This window comes from Pseudomonas linyingensis (assembly GCF_900109175.1).
In the GTDB taxonomy this organism is placed as follows: domain Bacteria; phylum Pseudomonadota; class Gammaproteobacteria; order Pseudomonadales; family Pseudomonadaceae; genus Geopseudomonas; species Geopseudomonas linyingensis.
On the sequence record NZ_FNZE01000008.1, the window covers coordinates 70,039 to 91,268 of the forward strand.

The window sequence follows — 21,230 nt, forward strand, 5'->3', positions numbered from 1 at the left end:
CATGCAGAGTTTTCTCAATCGTATAAGTATCAAGGGTGCCCTCACTGCCACACTGGTGCTGTTTGCCGTATTGCTGGTCGTGATGAGTGCGCTGGGTTACACCGGTGGTGTGAAAGGGCTGACTACCGTTCTGGAGATCGACCGGGTGGCTGTGCGCCAGGTCGACCTGGTCAACCAGGCGAATATCGAGCGCCTGAAGATAATCGTCAGCGCCGATGCCTACAGCGAGGCCCTGCGGGCCAAACGTTTCGCCAGTGAAGGCGACAAGGGCGTCAAGCTGCAGTCGATGCGTGTCAGCTCGGGCAGTGCGCGTGAAATGTACGAGGCATATCGCGAGGTGCCCGAGGGCGCGCCGGAGAAGCCGCTGATCGACGCGTTGGCAGCCGCTTTCGCACCGTTGCTGGATCTTCTCGATCAGCAGATCCAGGCCCTCGAGGAGGGCGATCTGCAAGGCTATGCCAGGCTCAATGAGCAGCAGGCGTCTATGGCCAGCGGCTACGAAGATGCGTTGCGGCTCTATCTCAACCACAATGCTGAGAAGATGGACGGCCTGCTCGCGGACTACGAAGACATGCACCGTATGTTCAGTATGATCGCGCTGGGCCTGCTCGGCGCGGCGCTGGCTATCCTGATCGCGGTGCGCTACGGCCTGCAACGGGTGATCGTCCAGCCGCTGGCGGAGGCCGCCGGCCACCTGCAGCGTCTGGCCAAGGCCGACCTGTCGCAGCCGATCGAGATCCGCTCCCGTAATGAAGTGGGCCAGCTGCTGGCGGCCATGCGCGACATGCAGGAAAGCCTGGCCAGAATCGTGGGCAGCGTGCGGGAAGGCAGCAGCTCGATCCTCGTGGGGGCCCAGCAGATCGCCGGCGGCAACGCCGATCTTTCTTCGCGTACCGAGCAACAGGCGGCCTCGCTGGAGGAAACTGCGGCGAGCATGGAGCAGTTGACTGCCACCGTGAAACAGAATGCCGACAACGCGCGGCAAGCCAGTGCGCTGGCCAACGACGCGTCGAGTACCGCCGGTGAGGGGCGCGAAGTGGTCGGGCGAGTCGTCGAGACCATGCAGCAGATTACCGACAGCTCGCAACAGATCGCCAACATCATCGGAGTGATCGACTCGATCGCTTTCCAGACCAATATCCTGGCACTGAACGCCTCGGTCGAGGCCGCGCGCGCTGGCGACCAGGGGCGCGGTTTTGCCGTGGTGGCTGGCGAAGTGCGCAATCTGGCCGGACGCTGTGCCGAGGCGGCGCGTGAAATCAAGGCGCTGATCGAGGACTCGACGCGCCGAGTGCGAGACGGCTCGCAGCTGGTCGACCAGGCCGGCAAGACCATCGGCGAGGTGGTCGGCGCGGTACGCCGGGTCACTGACATCATCGACGAAATTTCCGCAGCTTCCCAGGAGCAGAGCGCCGGCATCGCCCAGGTCAACACCGCCATCGCGCAGATGGACGAAGTCACCCAGCAGAACGCCGCGCTGGTGCAGGAGGCTTCCGCTGCCTCCGCCTCCCTGGCCGATCAGGCTCACAATCTGGAGGGTGCGGTGGAAGTGTTCCGCCTGTCCGGTGAGACGTCCCGCCAGATGGCTGCGCCGCGCGCCGATGCTGGCGCGCGCGGCCTGTCGCCCCGGCCGCCGCAGGTGCAGGCCGAGGCGCAGCGCAAGCGTCCCGTTGCGGCCGCCGAGGAGCAGTGGGAGTCGTTTTGAGTCGCGGGGCTGCTGCCCTGCAACCGGTTGATAACGAGGGCGCCTGGCACGCCCTCCCTACATGCCCTGCGGGGCTGCCGATCATTTACCTGCCATCCAGATCGAGAGGATACAAATGGCCGACAAGAACATGAGCATGCTGGTTGTGGACGACTTTCCGACCATGCGTCGGATCGTGCGGAGTTTGCTCAAGGAGCTGGGCTTCACCAACGTGGAGGAAGCCGAGGACGGCCAGGATGCCCTCAACAAGCTGCGCTCGGGCAAGTTCGAGTTCGTGGTGTCCGACTGGAACATGCCCAACCTCGATGGTCTGGACATGCTCAAGCAGATCCGTGCCGACGACAACCTCAAGCACCTGCCGGTGCTGATGGTGACCGCTGAGGCGAAGAAGGAAAACATCATCGCGGCGGCTCAGGCCGGAGCCAACGGCTATGTCGTCAAGCCGTTCACTGCGGCGATCCTGGAAGAAAAACTGAACAAGATCTTTGAGAAGCTGGGCAAATAATGAACGCCCCGAGGAGACAGGCTCATGAGCGGTGACGCGAAGCAAGCGGCAAGCAACTGGGACGTTGCCCCGGACGAACTGATTCAGCGCATCGGTCAGCTGACGCGCATGCTGCGTGACAGCATGCGCGAGCTCGGTTTGGACAAGGAGATCGAGAAGGCGGCCGAGGCGATTCCCGACGCCCGCGATCGCCTCACCTATGTGGCGTCGATGACCGAGCAGGCTGCCGAGCGGGCGCTCAACGCCATCGACCGCGCCCAGCCGCTGCAGGATGGCCTGGCGCAGGGTGCCGGCGAACTGGACAAGCGTTGGCAGGCCTGGTTTGAAAACCCCATCGAACTGGATCAGGCGCGCGAGCTGGTCGGCGACACCCGTGCCTATCTGGCCGAAGTGCCGCGTCAGACTCAGGCGACCCAGCGCGAGCTGATGGAAATCCTCATGGCGCAGGATTTCCAGGATCTCACCGGCCAGGTCATCAAGAAGATGAACGAGGTGATCCGCGAGATCGAGCACCAGCTGATCCAGGTACTGATCGAGAGCGTTCCGGAGGGCAGCGAGGCGATCATCCTCAAGCGTCTGGCCGAGAGCGAGTGGGAGCCGGAGAAGCCGAAGAGCCTGCTCAACGGCCCGCAGATCAAGCCGACCGCCGGCGACGCGGTGGTCAATCAGGATCAGGTCGACGATCTGCTCGACCAGCTGGGGTTCTGAAGTCTGGAGTGCCGCACCGGCACTCCCGGTGACTTTCGTCCATATGGCAGGGTGTGCGCCGCCAGGCGTGCGGCGCCCGGAGGGCTTCGCCGGTTCGAGCCGCTGGCCAGCTCACCTGCCGGCCAGTCACCTCAAGAGAGCTGGCTCTCCATGACCTTCGGCAGGAGGCGCCTCGGCGGCGTGGTGGAGTGGAACAGCTGGAAACAGTTCTTGCCAGCGTATTTCGCCCGGTACATGGCCTGGTCGGCCTGCTGCAGCAACTGCTCGGCATCGACGCCTGGCTGTGGATAGAAGGTGGCACCAATGCTGGCGGAAACCTGCAGGGCCACCCCGGTGGCCATGATGGGCTCTGCGACCGCGCGCAGCAGCCGTTCCAGTACGCTCTCGCAGTCCTGGGTGCGCTCCAGCCCCGCCAGTATGGCGACGAATTCGTCGCCCCCGATGCGCGCCAGGGTATCGATCTCGCGCAGGCCTGCCTTCATGCGTTGCGCGACGATGGCCAGGAGTTCGTCGCCGGCGTCGTGGCCATGGCTGTCGTTGACTTCCTTGAAGCCGTCGAGGTCCAGATAGATCACCGCCAGATGCTGGCGGTTCCGGTCTGCCATCGCCATTGCCTGCTGCATGCGGTCGGCGAGCAGCAGACGGTTCGGCAGGCCGGTCAGGGCGTCGTGGTAGGCGATGTGCTCAAGCTGCTTCTGCCGTGCCTTCATCGGCGTGATGTCGTTGAACAGCGCCACGTAGTTCTGTATCGCGCCCGTGTCTTCCTTGACCGCACTGATCGTCAGCAGTGCCACATAGATCTCGCCGCTTTTGTGGCGGTTCCAGGTCTCGCCGGACCAGTGGCCGGTGTCTGCGGCGGCCTGGCGCAGCGTCTGGAAGAATGCCTCGGGTTGGCGTCCGGCATGCAGTAGCCACGCAGGCCGGCCCAAGGCTTCTTGCCGGCTGTAGCCGGTGATCTGGGTGAAGGGTTGGTTGGCGTCGAGAATGAAGCCGGCACTGTCGGTAATGATGATGCCTTCGCGTGCGTGGCTGAACACGCTGGCCGCCAGTTGCAGGCGGACTTCCGTTTCCTTGCGTGCGGTGATGTCCTGGTGCGTACCGGACATCCGCAGGGGCCTGTCGTCGGCGTCCCACTCGAGGACGCGGCCGCGGTCCAGCACCCAGACCCAGCGGCCGTCCTTGTGACGCATGCGGACCTCGCATTCGTAGAGGTCGCTTTCCTGGCGAAAGCCGCGCTCCAGCTCTGCGTCGGAGCGCTTCAGGTCGTCGGGGTGGACGAGTCGTCTCCAGGTGTCGACGCGAATCGGCGACAGGTCGTCGAGCGTATGGCCGACGATTTCCGCCCAGCGCGCGTTGCATATGATGTTGCCGGTTGCAACGTCCCATTCCCAGGTGCCGATGTTGGTGCCCCAGATCACCCCGGCCAGGCGCTCGCTGAGCCCGCGGAACTCGCGCTGGCTCTCGCGCAGCGAGGTGGTCATTTCATCTGCGATCAGGTCGGCCCGGCGTCGGGTGTTGATCAGCGCCCAGGTGAGGCCGCACAACAGCAGGCTGATGATGAAGACGGCGGCGAACTCTGCCCAGGGCGGAGCGAGCCGGGTGCTGGCGTCGAAGCTGCGCAGGGCGCTGTAGCGCAACGTCCAGGTGCGCCCGCCTTCGAGCTGCAGACGAGCGAGCTTGGCGAAGCGCGGCGGTTCATCGCGTCGGTCGGCCGAGCCCCGGCTGTCGTACAGCAGCGTTGCGGCGTCCAGGCGCTCCGCGCTATCGAAGATCTCCAGATCGATGCTCGCCAGCCGATCTTTGAGTATGGCCTCGATCATGTCGCTCATCCGGTAGGGGCTGTAGGTCCAGCCGAGCAGGACCTCGCGGCGCTGCCGGACCGTCCTGGGGAACACGCCCTGCGCATACACCGGGTAGTAGGCGAGGATGCCGGCCTGGATGTCCTGGTCGGTTTCCTGCATCAGAGTGACCTTGCCGGAAAAGGCCACCGCGCCGGTGTCGCGAGCCCGCTCCATGGCGGCGCGGCGGACCGGTTCGGACAACATGTCGTAACCGAAGGCGCGCAGGTTGCGCCCGCTGAAAGGTTCGAGATAGACGATGCTGCTGTAGGACTCCCGCTTACCCGCAGGGGTGACCCGATAGTCCGGGAAGCCCTGGCCGCGGACGGTCTGCTGGTGAGCGTCGAGATTTGCGGCGGGGATGTACTGGCTGTAGCCGACGCCTTGGATGCCCCCGTAGACCTGATCGAGGTTCAGCTGTTCGACATAGCGTTTCCAGCCTGCCCGGGTCACCTCGCCCGATGCCGAGAACAGTCCGGCAGCGCCGTGCAGCGTCTGGGCATAGGCGCTCATGTGCCAGTGGATGGCGGCCGTCATGCCCGTGGTTTCCGCCTCGAAGTGGTCATGCAAGGTCTGCTCGTGGCGCAGGTGCAGTTGGTTGAGGATCAGGCTGAGGCAGGCGATGGCCAGCAGCAGAACCAGCAGGGCGGGCAGGAAGCGCTGGCGAACGGGGTGGGAGACGATTTTATTGTTATCTCTGGTCAATCTTCGGGCGTCCTTTCCGGGGTGAAGCAGGCTGGTATGAGCCAACAGGCTCGACCATGCGGGGTGGAGTCGGCGTCGGTCGCTGAATTTGTGATGGAATTATGGCATCAAGCCATTGATGTTAATAGGAATTATGGATTTTGACGGGTTTCCGTCGGTCCTCTTGGAGTGGTTGTCCGGCGCGCCGATCTCGCCCGCCGCTCGATAAGCCGGCGAATCCTCACGCTGTTTCTCCGATTGGCGGAAGGCGTTCGGCTGCACAATGCCTTTTTGCCCGTATGAGTCGCCGCAGGCGCGCACAAGGCCATGGCTGACGACAGCAGCGATCAGGACGACAAGACAGAAGCGGCGACACCCCGGCGCTTGGAAAAGGCTCGCGAAGACGGGCAGGTCGCCCGTTCCCGCGAATTGAGCACCTTCCTGCTGCTGCTCGGCGGTGTGGGCGGGCTGTGGGCGATGGGCAGTACGCTCTACGCCCAGCTTGGCCTGGTCATGGAGCAGTCGTTCCTGTTCGAGCGCAACGTGGCGTTCGATCCGGCGGTGATGGTCGCCCACTTCACCGGCTTGGCGCAGCACAGCCTGTTCGCCCTGCTGCCGCTGTTCATCCTGCTGCTGCTGATTGCCCTGGTGTCGCCCATGCTGCTGGGGGGCTGGCTACTGTCGGCCAAGTCGCTGGCCCCGCAGTTTTCCCGCCTCAACCCGATCAAGGGACTCGCGCGGCTGTTTTCCACCCACGCGCTGGCCGAGCTGGGCAAGGCGATCGCCAAGTCGCTGCTGGTCGGCGCGGTGGCGGTGCAGTTCATCTCCAGCCATGTCGGCGAGATGATGGCGCTGATGAACCAGCCGCTGTCCCAGGCGCTGGCCAATGCGCTGAGTCTGGCGGCACAGGCCTGCGCCATGATCGTGCTGACCCTGGTGGTGGTGATCGGTATCGACGTGCCCTACCAGCTGTGGAGCCATGCCAAGAAGCTGCGCATGAGCAAGGAAGACCTGCGCCAGGAGCACAAGGAGTCCGAGGGTGATCCGCACGTCAAGGGGCGCATCCGCGCCCAGCAGCAGGCGGTGGCGCGGCGGCGGATGATGAGCAAGGTGCCGACCGCCGACGTGATCGTCACTAACCCGACCCACTATGCCGTGGCGCTGGCCTACGAGGACGGCAGCATGGGCGCGCCCAAGGTGGTGGCCAAGGGCACCGAACTGGTCGCCGCGCGCATCCGCGAGCTGGGCGCCGAGCACGGCGTGCCGATGCTCGAAGCGCCGCCGCTGGCCCGCGCGCTGTACCGCCATGTGGATCTCGACAAGGAGATCCCCGCCGAACTGTATACCGCCGTGGCCGAGGTGCTGGCCTGGGCCTACCGGCTCAAGCGCGTGCGCGAGGAGGGCGGCGAGATGCCGCCGACCCCGCATGACCTGCCGGTCCCGGCCGAACTCGATGAACTCAACCGGCGCGACACGCCCGAGGAATCCCGATGAATGCGCTGACCGTGTGGCTGAACGGTTCCGGCCTGCGCGCCGGTGGACAGGCGCGACTGCTCGCCGGGCCGCTGCTGATCATCCTCATCCTGTCGATGATGATCCTGCCGCTGCCGCCGTTCGCCCTCGACCTGTTCTTCACCTTCAACATCGCCCTGTCGATCATGGTGTTGCTGGTCAGCATGTTCACCCAGAAGCCGCTGGACTTCGCCGCCTTCCCGGCGATCCTGCTGTTCACCACGCTGCTGCGCCTGTCGCTCAACGTCGCCTCGACCCGGGTGGTGCTGATGAACGGCCACGAGGGCGGCGATGCGGCGGGCAAGGTGATCGAAGCCTTCGGCCACTTCCTGGTCGGCGGCAACTTCGCCGTGGGCCTGGCGGTATTCCTGATCCTGGTGATCATCAACTTCATGGTCATCACCAAGGGCGCCGGGCGCATCGCCGAGGTGGGCGCGCGCTTCACCCTCGACTCGATGCCCGGCAAGCAGATGGCCATCGACGCCGACCTCAACGCCGGCCTGATCGGTGAAGACGAGGCGCGCAGCCGGCGCCGCGAGGTTTCCCAGGAAGCCGACTTCTACGGTTCGATGGACGGTGCCAGCAAGTTCGTGCGCGGCGACGCGGTGGCCGGCCTGGTGATCATGGCGGTCAACGTCATCGGCGGCCTGCTGATCGGCATGCTGCAGCACGATCTGGCTTTCGCCCAGGCGGCGGAAACCTATGTGCTGTTGACCATCGGCGACGGCCTGGTGGCGCAGATCCCGGCGCTGGTGATCTCCACCGCGGCCGGCGTCACCGTGTCGCGGGTCAATACCGACGAGGACGTCGGCCAGCAGATGATCGGCCAGCTGTTCCACAACCCGCAGGTACTGTGGCTGGCGGCCGGGGTCATGGGTCTGCTCGGCCTGGTGCCGGGCATGCCCAATCTGGTGTTCCTGCTGTTCACTGCGTTGCTGGGTACCCTGGCCTGGTGGATGGGGCGCCGCAAGGAGGAGCAGCTCCTCGACAAGGTGATCAATCCCGAACTGCCACCGCCGGCCGAGGCGCCGGAAGCCAGCTGGGACGACGTGCAGCTGGTGGATACCCTCGGCCTGGAGGTCGGCCACCGGCTGATCCCACTGGTCGATCAGCGCCAGCACGGCGAGCTGCTCGGGCGGATCAAGAGCGTACGCAAGAAGTTCGCCCAGGAGGTCGGCTTCCTGCCGGCCGTGGTGCATATCCGCGACAACCTCGAGCTGGGCGCCAATACCTACGTGATCCGCCTCAAGGGCGTCGAGGTCGGCCGCGCCGAACTGCAACCGGGCAAGTGGCTGGCCATCGACCCGGGCCAGGTGTCCGGCAAGCTGGAGGGGCAGGCCACCACCGACCCGGCCTTCGGCCTGCCGGCGGTGTGGATCGACCTCGAGCAGCGCGAGCTGGCCCAGGTCTACGGCTACACGGTGGTGGATGCCAGCACCGTGGCGGCCACCCATCTCAACCACCTGCTGCATCGCCATGCCAGCGACATGCTCGGCCGCCAGGAGGTCCAGCAGCTGCTCGACAAGCTCGGCGAGGACAACAAGGCGCTGGTCGAGGAGGTGGTGCCCAAGGCCATCAGTCTCACCACCCTGCAGCGCATCCTGCAGAGCCTGCTGGAGGAGGATGTGTCGATCCGCGACATGCGCACCATCCTCGATACCCTGGCCGAGCATGCCAGCGCGCAGAGCGATGCCCAGGATCTGGTCGCCGTGGTGCGCGTGGCCCTCGGCCGGGCCATCACCCAGCAGTGGTTCGCCGGTCAGGGCGAGCTGCGCGTGATCGGCCTCGACGCCAGCCTCGAGCAGGTGCTGGCCCAGGCCATGAACAACGGCGGCGCGCTGGAACCCGGGCTGGCCGGCAACCTCATGCAGCTGGCCGAAACCGCCCTCAACCGCCAGGAAGCCAACGGCGACGCGCCGGTGCTGGTGGTCCAGCACCGCCTGCGCGCCTTGCTCGCACGCTTCCTGCGCCGGCGCCTGCGTCACCTGGTGGTGATGTCGCTGGCCGAGATTCCCGATGACCGCATGCTGCGCGTGACCAGCCTGATCGGAGGCAATAGTTAATGAGTGTCAGACGTTTTGTCGGAGCCAACAGCCGCGACGCCATGCGCCAAGTGCGTGCGGCGCTGGGCGAGGATGCCCTGATCCTGTCCAACCGGACGATTGCCGAGGGCGTGGAGATCCTCGCCATGGCCGACGACGAGCACCAGCGGCTGGTGCCCGAGCCGGCCGCTGCGGCCCCTGCGCCAACCCTGGCGCCGCGTCCAGCGCAGCCCCAGCAACAACCGGCTGCGGCGACCATGCCCCCCGGCATGCGCCAGCCACCGGCGCTGCCGCCGGCAGGCTTTGCCGCCCAGCGCGCCGCTGCCTACCAGCGCACCCAGGAGGAAGCCGCGCCGCCACCCCCGCAGCCGGCCGCGGTGGACTTCGCGGCGCTGGGCGAGCTGCTGCTCGGCGAGATGCAGGGCATGCGCGAACTGCTCAACCGGCAGATCACCCCGGCCGCCAGCGCGGACAGTGGGGCCGGGCGCCTGCGTCAGGTGCTGCTGCTGGCCGGCTTCGGCGCCCACCTGTGCGACGAGATCCTCGCCGCGCTGCCGGCCGAGCTGCAGCACGCCACGGTCAACGACCCGGCCGCTCGCGCCTGGCTGGAGCGCCAGCTGGCTGCGCGCTTGCCGGTGCCGGCCGACGAGAACGATCTGCTCGACGAGGGCGGCGTGCTGGCGCTGGTCGGCCCCACCGGCGTCGGCAAGACCACCACCACCGCCAAGCTGGCGGCGCGCTACGTGATGCGCCACGGCAGCGGCCAGGTCGCCCTGCTCAGCACCGACAGCTACCGGATCGGTGCCCACGAGCAGTTGCGCATCTATGGCCGCCTGCTCGGCGTCGAGGTGCAGGCGCTGCCCGCCGAGGCCGCACTGGACAGCGTGCTGGCTCAATTGGCCGGCAAGCGCCTGGTGATCATCGACACCATCGGTATGAGCCAGCGCGACCAGCGCCTGATCGGCCAGATCGCCCAGCTCGGCGGTACCGGCCATCCGGTGCGCCTGATGCTGCTGCTCAACGCCGCCAGCCACGGCGACACCCTGGAAGAGGTGGTCGCTACCTACCAGCGTGCCGCCCGCGCCGCCGGTAGCCGCCTGGACGACTGCATCGTCACCAAGAGCGACGAGGCCGCCCGGCTCGGCCCGGTGCTGGATATCCTGATCCGCCACAACCTGCGCCTGCACTACCTGTCCAGCGGCCAGCAGGTGCCCGAGGATCTCCACCCGGCCAGCGCGCCGGCGCTGGTGCGTCAGGCCCTGGCCGCCAGTCAGGACTCGCCGTTCGTGGCTGCGGGTAGCAGCGCGCCGGCAGCCCCCGGCCAGCGCCTGGAAGCCCTGTCGCGCGGCCTGCTCGGCCATGGCCGGGCGATGGCTGCGGCGCTCGACGGCCTGCGCCGCGAGGTCGACGGCTTTGCCCTGCTCGAGGCCGCCTGGCAGCTCGCCGCGTTGCCGCGCAGCCTGCAGGGCGAGCGCCTCGCCGCGCTGCTCGCCGCCAGCCCGCTGTCCGACGCCGGGCTGCTGCTGTGGGGCCGCGCCGGCGCACTGCCGGGGCAGACCTGGCAGATGCCGCTGCTCACCCTCGATGCCCTGGGCCGCCTGCAGGTCCGCCCCTGGCTTGCCCACCAGTTGCCGGCCGGCGCTGCGGCGCGGCTGGAGTGGGCCGGCCAGCAGTGGCCGCAGGCCGATCACCTGCTGCCGGCCAGCCCGGATGCCGCCACCCTGCGCGCCTTGGCGGCGCAGGGCAGCGCCTGGCTGGCGGCGGCCAAGGGCAACAGCCGGGTCGACTACCTCGGCGAACGCTACTCCCTGCAGACTCTGGCCGAGATCGCCATGCCGCAGGCCAGCCTGCACTGCCGCTACCGCAGTCATGCCATGCAGCTCGACCTGGCACTGCTCGACGTCGGCCTCGACGCCGGTCGCGAGCGCGGCCAGCACAGTGGCCCCTGGCCGCTGCAGGCCTGGTTCGGCCAGCTGCACGATATCGACGGCGGTCGTCCGCCACAGCAACGCTTCTGGCTGGCCAGCAGCGCCACGGCGGGCGAGGAGGGTTTGCTCCAGCAGCAGACGTTGCTGCTGCGCCAACTGCAGAGCGACGATCTGGTCAGTCTGACCGGCCGCGCCTGGCTGAGCCTGGAAGGGCTGTTCGATCCGCTGCAGGCCGAGCTGCGCCTGTTCCTCGCCACCGGACTGGCAGCCAGCGCCAGCCATCTGGAGCAGGCCGAGGGCGACTGGGCCATGGACGTGCGCGCTCAGCTGCTCAGCCTGGCCGGCGGTCGTCGCCAGCGCAGCGCCCAGCAGCAGCTGGATGCCCTGCTGCATCTGCTGGCCGCCCGTGACACCCTGCGCCAGGTGGCCGGCAGCGCAGCCGGCGTGTCCTGATGGCGGGAGGCGATCAGGCTGCCGGTCTGCGCCGCTGGGCCGAGCAGTTCGGCCCGGTCGGCGATGTGCAGGTCAGCATGGAGGCGGCGGCACCCACCGAGCGCACCGTGGAGCCGGTCACCCTGCTGGTGATCGGTGTGCCCGGGCTGCCGAGCAACCAGATCCGCCGGGTGCAGGCGACCCTGGCGCGCTGGCAGGCCAACGGCCATCGCTGGGTCGGTGACCTGACGCGCTGGAAGGTGGTGGCGCTGGAGGCGGACAGCCCGCACCTCGCGGTGCTGGCCAGCCAGCAATCGCGCTGGGCGCTGTGGGTCGAGGGCGATGCCGACGGTTTTCGCCGTGTCTACCGCACCCTGCGTCGCCTGCGTGAACAGGGCGGGCCGCAGCGCCTGCTGGTGCTGCATGACGGCATCGCCAGCCATGCCGGCCTGCTGCGCAACCTGCAGCAGGCGGCGGCCGGCTTTCTCGATACCGAATTGCTGCTGTTGCCCGAACAGCCGGAGGGTCCGTGCTGAGGTGCGGCCATGGCCTGGCGGCGCTGCTGGCAGGCGGGTTGCTCGCGGGAGGCGTGCTGGCCAGTGACGATCCGGCTGGCGCAGCGGCGGCGCCGGGCAGCTGGCAGGTCAGGGCGCCGGCCCTGCAGGTCGCGCGCAGCGATCGCAGCACCTGCTCGCAGCCGCTGATACCGCCCGCGCTGGCTCGAGGGCGCCAGCTGGCCAGCCTGGGCTGGCAGTTCAGCTCTCCGCCCGGCGCAGCGCTGCGTGCCTGGCTCTGTCACCCGCAACATTGCACCGCACTGTCCGGCAACCGCGGCCGCACCCGTGCGCTGGCCGGTCTGGATGCCGGCCAGCCGCTGCAACTGTGCTTCCGCCTGACAGCGGCCGGCCCGGCGCAGCGGGTGGCTGATCTGCAGTTGCTGGTCGACTACCGCTGACATGACGCGGGGATGATCCCGGTCAATCCAGGCAGTGCCGCAAAGCGCGGAATAGTCCATGTTGACGCCGACTATTCGGCGCTTGCCGGCCATTCGCCAGCGGTAACAATGCTTGAAGGATTGTCGCGCTCCGCCTCTGAGGCATGCCGGCAAGCCTGCGTCCTGCCATCCCATCCCCCGCCGGGAGGGCAGGACGCCTTGCTTGGATTGGCGCAGAGGCAGACGGATGTACACCGCACAAGGCAAGATCAGACAGCGCGACCTGCTCGAGGAACACCTGCCCCTGGTGCGCCGCCAGGCTTTGAGCCTGCAGGTGCGTCTGCCGGCCAGCGTCGAGCTGGACGACCTGATCCAGGCCGGGATGATCGGCCTGCTGGATGCGCTGAACCGCTACGACGCCAGCCATGGCGCCAGCTTCGCCACCTTTGCCAGTCAGCGCATCCGCGGCGCTATGCTCGACGAGCTGCGCAGTCGCGACTGGGTGCCGCGCAGCGTGCGGCGCAACACCCGTGCGCTGGACGAGGCGATCCGCCGCCTCGAGCAGCACCTTGGTCGTCCGGCGGAGGAGCGCGAGATTGCTGCGGCCCTTGGTGTCGACCTTGCCGAATACCATCACCTGCTGATGGATGCCAACGGCAGCCAACTGGTGGCGCTCGACGACTTGCCTGAGGATGAAGGCGAAAGCCTCTGCGGTGAGCCCCATGCAACGCCACTGGCGGAATTGCTCGAAGGCCGCCGCCGCGCCGATCTGGTCAGGGCCATCGAACACCTACCCGAGCGCGAGAAGCTGCTGCTTGGGCTCTACTACCAGGAAGACCTCAACCTCAAGGAAATCGGCGCGGTGCTGGGCGTCAGCGAGTCGCGGGTCTGCCAGCTGCACAGCCAGGCGGTGGCTCGCCTGCGGGCGGCGCTGGCTGACTGAGTAGGCGGGAGTCCAGAAAACCCGCAGCACCTGGGCTCCCGCCTTCGCGGGAGTGACGGTCGGTGGCTTCTCCAGCGTTTCCCTATGCGCAGCAAACGAGGTTGCGTCCCTCTTTCTTGGCTCGATAGAGGGCCTTGTCTGCCCGATCGATCAGCCCGGCTAGCGTTTCGTCGTGGTTTTGCAGTTGGGCCACGCCAATGGATAGCGTGATCTGCCCAACCTGCGGCTGGTGCTTCTGCGCCACCCGTATGCGAATACGCTCTGCCTGCTTTTGCGCCGCGGGCAGATCGCAGTAAGGCAGCACGATCAGGAATTCCTCGCCACCCCAGCGCGCCACGCTGTCTGTGGTGCGCACGCTGGAGCGCAGCAGGTGTGCGACATCCTTCAGAACCACATCGCCAGCCGGATGCCCCCAGGTGTCGTTGATGGCCTTGAAGTGATCAACGTCGGCCAGCAACACGCAAATACTCGTGCCCCCTTCGCATGCTGCGCGGTAGGCTTTTTCAAGCTGCAACTCGCCGGAGCGTCTGTTCAGCAGGCCGGTCAGGCCGTCCACCGTGGCCTGCTTGCGCAACTCCTTCTCGGCCAGGATGCGTTTGCTGAGGTCCTTGATGATGCTGACGAAGTGGGTCATCACGCCCTTGCCGTCATACACGGGGGTGATGGTTTCCTCGCAGTGAATCAGCTGCCCATTCTTGTGCCGATTGACGACCGTAGCTCGAAACGTCTGCCCGGCCTTGAGGCTACGCCACAGGCGCTGATAGAAAGCGTCATTCTGTTCGCCAGACTTCAGGATGTTGGGCAGGCTTCCCAGGGCCTCGCCGGTGCTGTAGCCCGTGACCAGCTCGAAGCCTTGATTGGCAAACTCGATCTTGCCATCCACATCGGTGATAAAAATCGCGTCCTGCGCTGCATTGAGCGCGTTGGCCAGCAATTGATTCGTGTGCCGTGCCGCCACCAGCTCGCTGACGTCCTGTTGCACCGATACGAAATGGGTGATTTCGCCGCGCTCGTCGCGCATGGGCGATATGTTCCATTCGACGATGTAGGGCGTGCCGTCCTTGCGGTAGTTGACGGTCGAGCCTTTAAAGTGGCGCCCGGCTTGCAAGCACTCGCGCAGCTCTCGGAGTATATCGGGGCTGGTCAGTGGGCCCTGCAGCAGGCGCGGCGTCTGGCCGATCAGCTCTTCCGAGCTGTAGCCGGACATCCTGCAAAACGCCGGATTGGCATAGAGAATCCGGGGTCCATGCGCTCCCTGCTGTGCATCGGTCAGCAACACCGCGTTGAATGACTGCTCAAGTGCCTGCCGGAACATGGAAGGCAGAATTTCTGGCGCGAGGTTTGCCTGCGCGTCCACTGCTGCAGCGGCAGGTTCCTCTGCGATCACCGCGCCCTGACTCTTTGCTCGAGGCAAGAGGCTGTCCGACTTGTTCATTTTTTAAAGTTATCGCTAGAAGTCATGTGCTGGGCTGAGGGCATGGCATGGATCGAACGGAGCCGTTTCCTGTCATGCCTGCAGGATTCGGATCGTCGTGCGCTCCCTCACCGGGTCGACTGCAAATTGTGAACTGCTCCGCAAAGTATCGGCAGGCCCAGGTTGAACTTGAGCCGGTTTTGCGCCCCATCAGGTGGTGGCGAAATGTGCCCGCTCTCTAAAGTCCTCTTCCAGATCGGCCGATATAGAGCGGTTATGCAGCGTTGCGCCGTTGACCAGAAGGGGCTTGGATGGAACAGCAAATCGATGCACCGACCCGGATAGACCACCCCGGTGAGTGCCTGTCCCTGCTCGAAGGGCTCTGTCAGCCTGGCGGCGCCTCGCTGCTGTTCTCGGCGCAGCCGGGACAGCCACATCCGGTGTTGCTCATGGATGTGGAGCATGGCGAGCGGCTGGTGATCGATATCACCGCGGTGCCCGAGTTGGCCGGCCGCATCGAGCGCAACGACCCCTTTCATCTCTGCGGTCAGGTGGATGGCGCCATGCTGCGCACACCCAGCCTGACGGTGCTTGAGCGCCTCGATGTGCCGGAGCGGGTGCAGTTCAGTTGCGCCTACCCGCAGTGGCTGGACCTGCTGCACCGTCGAGGTTCCTTCCGTGCCGAACTGCGCAGCGACATGCTGGTCCAGGTCGAGCTGCATCCGGAAAGCGCCGAGCAGCCGCTGCTCGGGCGGCTGGCGAATCTTTCCCTCGGCGGCTGCCTGGTCGAGCTGCCGGCCAATCAGGCGGTGCGCATCGATGGCCCGCAACAGCTCGACCTGCTGGTACTGAACTTCCCCGGCGGGCAGCGGCTGGCGGTGGGTGCGCGGATCTGCCACATCCGCAACGAGCCGGACTGGCAGAGCCTGCGCTTCGGCTGCGAGTTCGTCGGTATCAATGGAGAACAGGAGCGGCGCCTGTGGCTGTATGTGCGGGAAATCGAGCGGGAAAAGGCGCGCACCAGCCATGACAGCTCGCGCGTGCTGCAGCCCTCGGCCCTGTTTGCTCAGCGCACGCCGTTGGTGCAGAGCCCGCCGATTGCTCGCCATTCGCTGCCAGGCAGCAGCATTGGCCGGCGTCTGGGGCGGGTGGCCGCCTATCTGGATACACAGCTCATTCGCCTGCGCCTGGGCGGCGTCATCGACTCCAAGCAGTTGTCGCAGCACAGCGACCTGCTGCTCGGCCTGCTGGCCGAAGACCGCGACGCCTTGCTGTTCGCGGTGCAGAGCCAGCCTGGCGAGCCGCAACTGGTACAGCATGGCATCGCCATTGCCGTACGTCTGGCCGACCTGGCACAGGCGCGTGGGCTGCCCAGGCAAGCGGTCAAGGCGATTGTCGCCAGCGCACTGGTCCACGACCTTGGCAAGGTCCTGCTGCCCACCGAGCTGCGCCGCGCCAGGCACCTGGATGCCGGCCAGCGGCAGAGTTTCGGTGCCCATGTCGGCCTGCTGCGCGAGCGGCTGGAGGGCTGCAAGTGGCTGGCCGCACCGGTGATGGATGCGGTGATCGGTTCGATCAACGAGCGCCTCGACGGCAGCGGCTACCCGCGCGCCGTGCCGGGCGAGCGCATTGGCGAGCTGGCGCGCATGGCTGCGGTGGTCGACGTGGTGGATGCCATGGGCCGGCCGCGTGCCGACCGCCCGGCCCAGTCTATAGACAGCATCTACCGCCACCTGCTGGGAAGCGCCGGTCAATTCGACCCGCAGTGGAGTCAGAACTACATCCGCCACTTCGGGCTGATTCCGGTCGGCAGTCTGGTGCGCTTCAGCAGCGGCCAGCTGGCCTGGGTGCGTCGGCTGGATCGCGAGGGCCAGGTGACCCAGGTGCAGCTGGCGAGCAGTCACGAGTTTCCCCCGCAGGCTGCCGGTGCGCTGGTCGGCGCTGGCGAGCTGGCCAGCCTGGGGCGCATCGAAGGTGTACTGGTGGTGGAGACCTGAGTGATGACGGATAGCTGGCTCGTCGATCCGATCATCTTCGTGGTGCTGGGCGTTATGGCGCTGGGCTTGCTGGCCGGCCTGCAGGATTGCCTGCGTCATGGCCGGCAGACCCTCAAGTCGTGGGAGGCGGATGGCTTGCTTCCGGCGTCAGGTTCTGTCCATGCCGAACATGCCGGTCAGTTGGCGGCAATCCACCGGGTTATGGCGGTGATCGAGTTCGATCTGCAGGGCAACATCCTCACCGCCAACCAGAACTTTCTCGACCTGTTCGGCTGCAGCCTGGCGGAGATTCGCGGCTGCCATCACCAGATCCTCTGCCCGCCGGGCATCGCCGAAAGCGTGGCCTATCGCGATCTGTGGGAGCGCCTCGGCCGCGGTGAATACGAAACCGGCGAATACCACCGGCTCTCGCTCGACGGCCGCGAGCTGTGGATCCAGGCGTCCTATCACCCGATCTTCGCGGCCGACGGCAAACCCGGCAAGGTGGTCAAGTTCGCCAGCGACATCAGCTTTCATCGCGAGATGGAGGGCGAGTTGCTCAAGGCCAAGGAGCGCGCCGAGCGCGCTGCGGCGGCGAAAAGCGCCTTCCTGGCCAACATGAGCCACGAGATACGCACGCCGATGAACGCCATCATCGGCTTCACCGAGCTGCTGCTGGGCAGTTCGCTGGACGACATGCAGCGCCGACACCTGTACACCGTGCAGTACTCGGCGCGCTCGCTGCTGGGGCTGCTCAACGACATCCTCGACACCGCCAAGCTCGAGCGCGGAGTCATCGAGCTGGAAGAGGTCGACTTCTCGCTGCGCGAACTGGTCGAGCGGACCTGCGCGGTGCTGCGGCCCAACGCCGCGGCCAAGGGCGTGGCGCTGAATGTCGACTACTCCGCGGCGCTGGGTGAATGCTTCCGTGGTGATCCACTGCGCATCCAGCAGGTGCTGCTCAACCTGCTCGGCAACGCCATCAAGTTCACTTGCCAAGGCGAGGTGCGCCTCGAACTGTTGCCTGTCGCCGGGCAGATACACATGGCCGTGCATGACACTGGCATCGGCATCCCGGCCGACCGCCTGGAGAAGATCTTCGAGCCCTTTGCCCAGGCCGACGCCTCCATGAGCCGTCGTTTTGGCGGCACCGGCCTGGGCACCACCATCGCGCGTCAACTGGTGGAGTTGATGGGTGGGCGCATTGAGGTGCAGAGCAGGCCCGGCGAAGGCAGCAGCTTCCGGGTAACCCTGTCGCTGCCCGCCGCGCAGGCGCTGCCGTTGCAACCGGTGCAGCGCCTGCCGCAGTTGCCGTCGCTGCACATTCTGGTGGTCGACGACGTGGCGCAGAACGTCGAGCTGCTGGTGGTCAGCCTCGGTCGCCTCGGTCATCGGGTCAGCGCGGCCTCCGATGGCGCGCAGGCCCTGGCGGCGCTGCAGCGTCAGCGCTTCGATGTGGTGCTGATGGACGTGCAGATGCCCGGCACCGATGGCCTGGCCGCCACGCGTCGGTGGCGCGACCACGAACAGGCCCACGACCTGCCACGCACTCCGCTGATCGCCCTCACCGCCGGCGTCCTCGAGCGTGACCGCGAAGCCGCCCGCGAGGCGGGCATGGATGGCTTCGCCGCCAAGCCGGTGGAGCTGGATCGGCTGCTGGGCGAGATTGTCCGGGTCATCGGAGGCGCGCAGGCGCCTGTGCAGTCAGGGCCTGTGGTTGGGGCGACGACAGAAGTGCCGGTCATCGACTGGCCGCAAGGCGTGGCACTGTGGGGCAGCGAGGCTGCCCTGCTGCGAGGGATCCGGGCCTTCTGCGCTACACAGTCCGCAGTGCTCGAGGAGTTGCAGGTTGTGCTTGCCGGTGGTGTGGATGCCGAGGCGCAGCAATTGCTGCATCGCCTGCGCGGCTCGGCCGGCAACCTCGGCCTGCGGCGCCTCTGTGCCCAGGTCGGCGAGCTGGAGCGGGCACTGCGCAGTGGGCAGCGCGAGGCGCTACTTGGCGCTCCGCAGGCGTTGCGCCATGCCCTGGAACAGCTGCTTCTGCAGTTGCCAGCGCCTGAGGGGGGCGAGGCGTGCCCCGCTGCGGCAGATTGCCGGGCCGCCGTCTGCGCGACTGACACTTGCCCGCTGGTCAAGCTGCGCAGTCCGCTCGAACGCCTTGCAGCCGCCCTGCAGCGTGGCGAGCTGGACGAGCAGGCGCTGTGCGCACTCGCCGGCAGCTTCGACCCGCACCATCACTCCACCGGCATGGCGGCCTTGCAAGCGGCCATCGACGATTTCGATTTCGACCGGGCGCTGCAGCTGCTGCACGAGCTGCAGACCTGGCTAGACATACTGCCTGAGGGCCAGCCAGCGTGACCAGCGACAGCACTGAACGCCGCCAGAAAATCCTCATCGTCGACGACGAGCCGAGCAACCTGCAGGTACTGCGCCACATCCTCCAGGACAGCTACCGGCTGCTATTCGCCCGCGACGGCGACAAGGCCATCGAGCTGGCCTGCCGCGAGCGGCCCGACCTGATCCTGCTCGACGTGATGATGCCGGGCATGACCGGCTACGAGGTGTGCCGGGTGCTCAAGGGCGAGGCGGCGACCCGCGCCATCCCGGTGATCTTCGTCACCGCACTGGCCGATATCGACGACGAGGCCGAGGGCTTCGAGGTCGGCGCGGTGGACTACATCACCAAGCCGGTCAGCCCGCTGATCGTCAAGGCGCGCGTGCGCACCCACCTGTCGCTGGTGCGTGTCGACGACCTGCGTGAAAGCCGCCTGCAGATCGTCCAGCGCCTGGGAATGGCCGCCGAGTACAAGGACAACGAGACCGGCCTGCACGTCATCCGCATGAGCCACTACTCGCGGCTGCTGGCGTTGGCCGCCGGTTTCGGCGAGGACGAGGCCGAAGATCTGCTGCACGCCGCGCCGATGCACGACGTTGGCAAGATTGGCATCCCCGATGCCATCCTGCGCAAGCCTGGCAAGCTGGATGAGACGGAGTGGGATGTGATGCGCGAGCACTCGCGCATCGGCGCGCAGATCATCGGCGAACACAGCGGCGGGCTGCTGCAGATGGCCCACAACATCGCCCTGCATCACCATGAGAAATGGGACGGCAGCGGCTATCCGGCCGGCCTTTCCGGCACCGATATTCCGCTGGAAGCGCGTATCGTGGCGATTGCCGACGTGTTCGACGCCCTGACCAGCGAGCGCCCCTACAAGAAGGCGTGGAGCGTGGAGGAGGCCGTCGCGCTGATCCGCAGCGAAGCCGGCCGCCACTTCGAGCCGCAACTGGTGGAGCTGTTCCTCGACAGCTGCTTGCCGCGGGTGCTCGAAGTTAGGGAGTTGTGGAAGGAGCGCGAGGTCAGCTGCGCATCAACCTGAGCATCTCGGCCTCGGCCTTCCACAGCTTGTCGTACAGAGTGGCGGCGGCCTTGTTGGCGGTAGGGGGCACTTCGCTGGTGATCTTGAAGCGGTGCTCGCGGGTCAGGCCGATGGCTTCGCCGAGCAGTCCCATCACCTCCAGCGGCAGCACCGCGCCGTGGCGGGTCAGGTACTCGCCCAGCGCCGTGTCGATCTTGGCGAAGTCGTAGGCGATCTCGTTGCAGGCCGCTTCCCACGCCATGCCGGGGAAATGGAAGTTCGGCAGGAACTGGCGCAGCAGGGCCACCAGCGCCGAGGCGGCCTCGTACTCCTTGTCGAACAGCAACTCGTTCTTCTTCAGGCGCAGCTCGTGACCGCGATCATGCTCGCGCAGCATTCGCGCGGCCCAGCTGCGGCCGATCCAGCCTGACAACAGCAGGGTGAGCAGGCTGCCGACGCCCAGGGCGGCGAACAGGACGACAGCGATTTCCGTGGTGGCGCGGAGTTCCATGGCAAGGCTCGAAACAGGGGAATGGGATCGATGCGCGCCGGCGAAGGCCTGCCGCGCCAAAAGGTTATCGTCAGAAGGGCGGCGGAACTTTAGGGGGCCGAAGCAAGCAGGTGGATTGAACGGGGATCAAATGGGCTGTCCCCAATTTCCGGGTGTGGCGGCAGCTCAGTGCGTGGCTTTGGGTGGGCATGGCAGAGCAAGCGCGGGGCTATGGGCGACGGCCATCGCTCCCAGATGCCCTTGGCGTTGTTCGATGATCCGCGCCTGCAGCTCGTGCAGGGAAATGTAGTCGGCCTTCATTGCCATGTTGTAGCCGGTGGTTTCGAAACGCTGCATCAGGTGCATGAGCTGGGCGAGGAGGGCATCCAGCTCGGCGATGATGCGCTGGTGATCGGCAGTGCGCATCACGCCGGATGAGGGGTGTTCGGGCGGTGGCCGGTTGCTCACGCGAAGGTGTTGATCTGCGAGCCGATGCTGCCTTCGCTGGCCAGTGCGGGTGTCTGCGCGGCAGGCTGTAGCAGTTGCTGCACGGTAGCAGCTTCGCTCTGTATGGCTTGCTTGAACAGCAGTGCCTGCTTCTCCTGCTCGACCTGGACCTGCTGCATCTGCAGGGCGCTGTTGACGGCGGCGTTGACGGAAATATCCATGGCTGAAACCTCTCGTATGGGAATTCAGGGCAGGAAAAAGGCGCCATAAAGGCGCCTTTCCCTCGATGCCGATACGGCGGAATCGCTTCCGCCGT

The 21,230-nt window shown here is 66.6% G+C and carries 17 protein-coding genes; 12 read left to right on the plus strand and 5 right to left on the minus strand.

The features are described 5' to 3' along the window. Nucleotide 1: 1 nt before the first annotated feature. The 3 genes from BMZ19_RS11370 (at nt 2) to cheZ (ending at nt 2,918) form a co-directional block, all read left to right on the plus strand. Nucleotides 2-1,705, plus strand: coding sequence for a methyl-accepting chemotaxis protein (locus tag BMZ19_RS11370; RefSeq protein WP_090310961.1), 1,704 nt, complete (start codon nt 2-4; stop codon nt 1,703-1,705). 115 nt (nt 1,706-1,820) lie between these two features. Continuing rightward, the gene (gene cheY / locus BMZ19_RS11375) at nt 1,821-2,210 is read left to right on the plus strand and encodes a chemotaxis response regulator CheY (protein ID WP_090310963.1); all 390 of its coding nucleotides are present in this window, start codon (nt 1,821-1,823) and stop codon (nt 2,208-2,210) included. Between the two features lie 24 nt (nt 2,211-2,234). Further along, nucleotides 2,235-2,918, plus strand: coding sequence for a protein phosphatase CheZ (cheZ, locus tag BMZ19_RS11380; RefSeq protein ID WP_090310966.1), 684 nt, complete (start codon nt 2,235-2,237; stop codon nt 2,916-2,918). A gap of 131 nt (nt 2,919-3,049) precedes the next feature. Here cheZ and BMZ19_RS11385 read toward each other — a convergent pair whose 3' ends face one another. Beyond that, nucleotides 3,050-5,461, minus strand: coding sequence for a sensor domain-containing diguanylate cyclase (locus tag BMZ19_RS11385; protein ID WP_090310968.1), 2,412 nt, complete (start codon nt 5,459-5,461; stop codon nt 3,050-3,052). A 306-nt stretch (nt 5,462-5,767) separates the two neighbouring features. Here BMZ19_RS11385 and flhB point away from each other — a divergent pair, with 306 nt between their 5' ends. The 6 genes from flhB to BMZ19_RS11415 all read left to right on the plus strand — a co-directional run bounded on the left by flhB (nt 5,768) and on the right by BMZ19_RS11415 (nt 13,231). Then, complete coding sequence (gene flhB / locus BMZ19_RS11390; RefSeq protein WP_090310969.1) at nt 5,768-6,934, plus strand: flagellar biosynthesis protein FlhB; 1,167 nt, start codon at nt 5,768-5,770, stop codon at nt 6,932-6,934. Next, a complete protein-coding gene (gene flhA, locus BMZ19_RS11395; protein ID WP_090310971.1) occupies nt 6,931-9,015 on the plus strand; it encodes a flagellar biosynthesis protein FlhA in 2,085 nt (694 codons plus the stop codon). Before flhB ends, flhA begins: the two co-directional genes overlap by 4 nt. Further along, a complete protein-coding gene (gene flhF, locus BMZ19_RS11400; RefSeq protein WP_090310972.1) occupies nt 9,015-11,375 on the plus strand; it encodes a flagellar biosynthesis GTPase FlhF in 2,361 nt (786 codons plus the stop codon). Before flhA ends, flhF begins: the two co-directional genes overlap by 1 nt. Beyond that, complete coding sequence (locus BMZ19_RS11405; RefSeq protein WP_090310974.1) at nt 11,375-11,890, plus strand: hypothetical protein; 516 nt, start codon at nt 11,375-11,377, stop codon at nt 11,888-11,890. The genes flhF and BMZ19_RS11405 overlap by 1 nt, the downstream gene beginning before the upstream one ends. Next, a complete protein-coding gene (locus BMZ19_RS11410; protein ID WP_170847745.1) occupies nt 11,884-12,309 on the plus strand; it encodes a flagellar protein FlhE in 426 nt (141 codons plus the stop codon). Before BMZ19_RS11405 ends, BMZ19_RS11410 begins: the two co-directional genes overlap by 7 nt. A gap of 226 nt (nt 12,310-12,535) precedes the next feature. Next, complete coding sequence (locus tag BMZ19_RS11415) at nt 12,536-13,231, plus strand: RNA polymerase sigma factor FliA (protein WP_090310978.1); 696 nt, start codon at nt 12,536-12,538, stop codon at nt 13,229-13,231. Nucleotides 13,232-13,313: 82 nt separating this feature from the next. Here BMZ19_RS11415 and BMZ19_RS11420 read toward each other — a convergent pair whose 3' ends face one another. After that, entirely contained in the window at nt 13,314-14,666 is a 1,353-nt protein-coding gene (locus tag BMZ19_RS11420) for a sensor domain-containing diguanylate cyclase (RefSeq protein WP_244517178.1), read from the minus strand. 290 nt (nt 14,667-14,956) lie between these two features. Between BMZ19_RS11420 and BMZ19_RS11425 the strand changes: the two genes are divergently transcribed. Genes BMZ19_RS11425 through BMZ19_RS11435 form a run of 3 tightly spaced genes read left to right on the plus strand, consistent with a single transcriptional unit; the run spans nt 14,957 to nt 19,998 of the window. Continuing rightward, nucleotides 14,957-16,642: a PilZ domain-containing protein gene (locus tag BMZ19_RS11425; RefSeq protein ID WP_090310982.1), complete on the plus strand. Its 1,686-nt coding sequence runs from the start codon at nt 14,957-14,959 to the stop codon at nt 16,640-16,642. Nucleotides 16,643-16,645: 3 nt separating this feature from the next. Then, on the plus strand, nt 16,646-18,979 hold the full coding sequence (locus BMZ19_RS11430) for a PAS domain-containing hybrid sensor histidine kinase/response regulator (protein WP_090310985.1): 2,334 nt from the start codon (nt 16,646-16,648) through the stop codon (nt 18,977-18,979). After that, nucleotides 18,976-19,998, plus strand: a complete 1,023-nt coding sequence (locus BMZ19_RS11435) for a response regulator (protein ID WP_090310987.1) — start codon at nt 18,976-18,978, stop codon at nt 19,996-19,998. The genes BMZ19_RS11430 and BMZ19_RS11435 overlap by 4 nt, the downstream gene beginning before the upstream one ends. Here the strand turns inward: BMZ19_RS11435 and BMZ19_RS11440 are convergent. The 3 genes from BMZ19_RS11440 to BMZ19_RS11450 form a co-directional block, all read right to left on the minus strand. Further along, nucleotides 19,979-20,488, minus strand: a complete 510-nt coding sequence (locus BMZ19_RS11440) for a hypothetical protein (RefSeq protein ID WP_090310989.1) — start codon at nt 20,486-20,488, stop codon at nt 19,979-19,981. The two genes, BMZ19_RS11435 and BMZ19_RS11440, sit on opposite strands and share 20 nt — an antisense overlap. A gap of 165 nt (nt 20,489-20,653) precedes the next feature. Further along, nucleotides 20,654-20,935, minus strand: coding sequence for a hypothetical protein (locus BMZ19_RS11445; RefSeq protein ID WP_139214662.1), 282 nt, complete (start codon nt 20,933-20,935; stop codon nt 20,654-20,656). Further along, entirely contained in the window at nt 20,932-21,135 is a 204-nt protein-coding gene (locus BMZ19_RS11450) for a hypothetical protein (protein ID WP_090310994.1), read from the minus strand. The genes BMZ19_RS11445 and BMZ19_RS11450 overlap by 4 nt, the downstream gene beginning before the upstream one ends. Between the last annotated feature and the right edge of the window lie 95 nt (nt 21,136-21,230).

Excerpts from the sequence above, each read along its gene's own strand:
- BMZ19_RS11370 (WP_090310961.1), top strand. The coding sequence starts at position 2 with ATGCAGAGTTTTCTCAATCGTATAAGTATCAAGGGTGCCCTCACTGCC.
- cheY (WP_090310963.1), top strand. The coding sequence starts at position 1,821 with ATGGCCGACAAGAACATGAGCATGCTGGTTGTGGACGACTTTCCGACC.
- cheZ (WP_090310966.1), top strand. The coding sequence starts at position 2,235 with ATGAGCGGTGACGCGAAGCAAGCGGCAAGCAACTGGGACGTTGCCCCG.
- flhB (WP_090310969.1), top strand. The coding sequence starts at position 5,768 with ATGGCTGACGACAGCAGCGATCAGGACGACAAGACAGAAGCGGCGACA.
- flhA (WP_090310971.1), top strand. The coding sequence starts at position 6,931 with ATGAATGCGCTGACCGTGTGGCTGAACGGTTCCGGCCTGCGCGCCGGT.
- flhF (WP_090310972.1), top strand. The coding sequence starts at position 9,015 with ATGAGTGTCAGACGTTTTGTCGGAGCCAACAGCCGCGACGCCATGCGC.
- BMZ19_RS11405 (WP_090310974.1), top strand. The coding sequence starts at position 11,375 with ATGGCGGGAGGCGATCAGGCTGCCGGTCTGCGCCGCTGGGCCGAGCAG.
- BMZ19_RS11415 (WP_090310978.1), top strand. The coding sequence starts at position 12,536 with ATGTACACCGCACAAGGCAAGATCAGACAGCGCGACCTGCTCGAGGAA.
- BMZ19_RS11420 (WP_244517178.1), bottom strand. The coding sequence starts at position 14,666 with ATGAACAAGTCGGACAGCCTCTTGCCTCGAGCAAAGAGTCAGGGCGCG.
- BMZ19_RS11425 (WP_090310982.1), top strand. The coding sequence starts at position 14,957 with ATGGAACAGCAAATCGATGCACCGACCCGGATAGACCACCCCGGTGAG.
- BMZ19_RS11430 (WP_090310985.1), top strand. The coding sequence starts at position 16,646 with ATGACGGATAGCTGGCTCGTCGATCCGATCATCTTCGTGGTGCTGGGC.
- BMZ19_RS11440 (WP_090310989.1), bottom strand. The coding sequence starts at position 20,488 with ATGGAACTCCGCGCCACCACGGAAATCGCTGTCGTCCTGTTCGCCGCC.
- BMZ19_RS11450 (WP_090310994.1), bottom strand. The coding sequence starts at position 21,135 with ATGGATATTTCCGTCAACGCCGCCGTCAACAGCGCCCTGCAGATGCAG.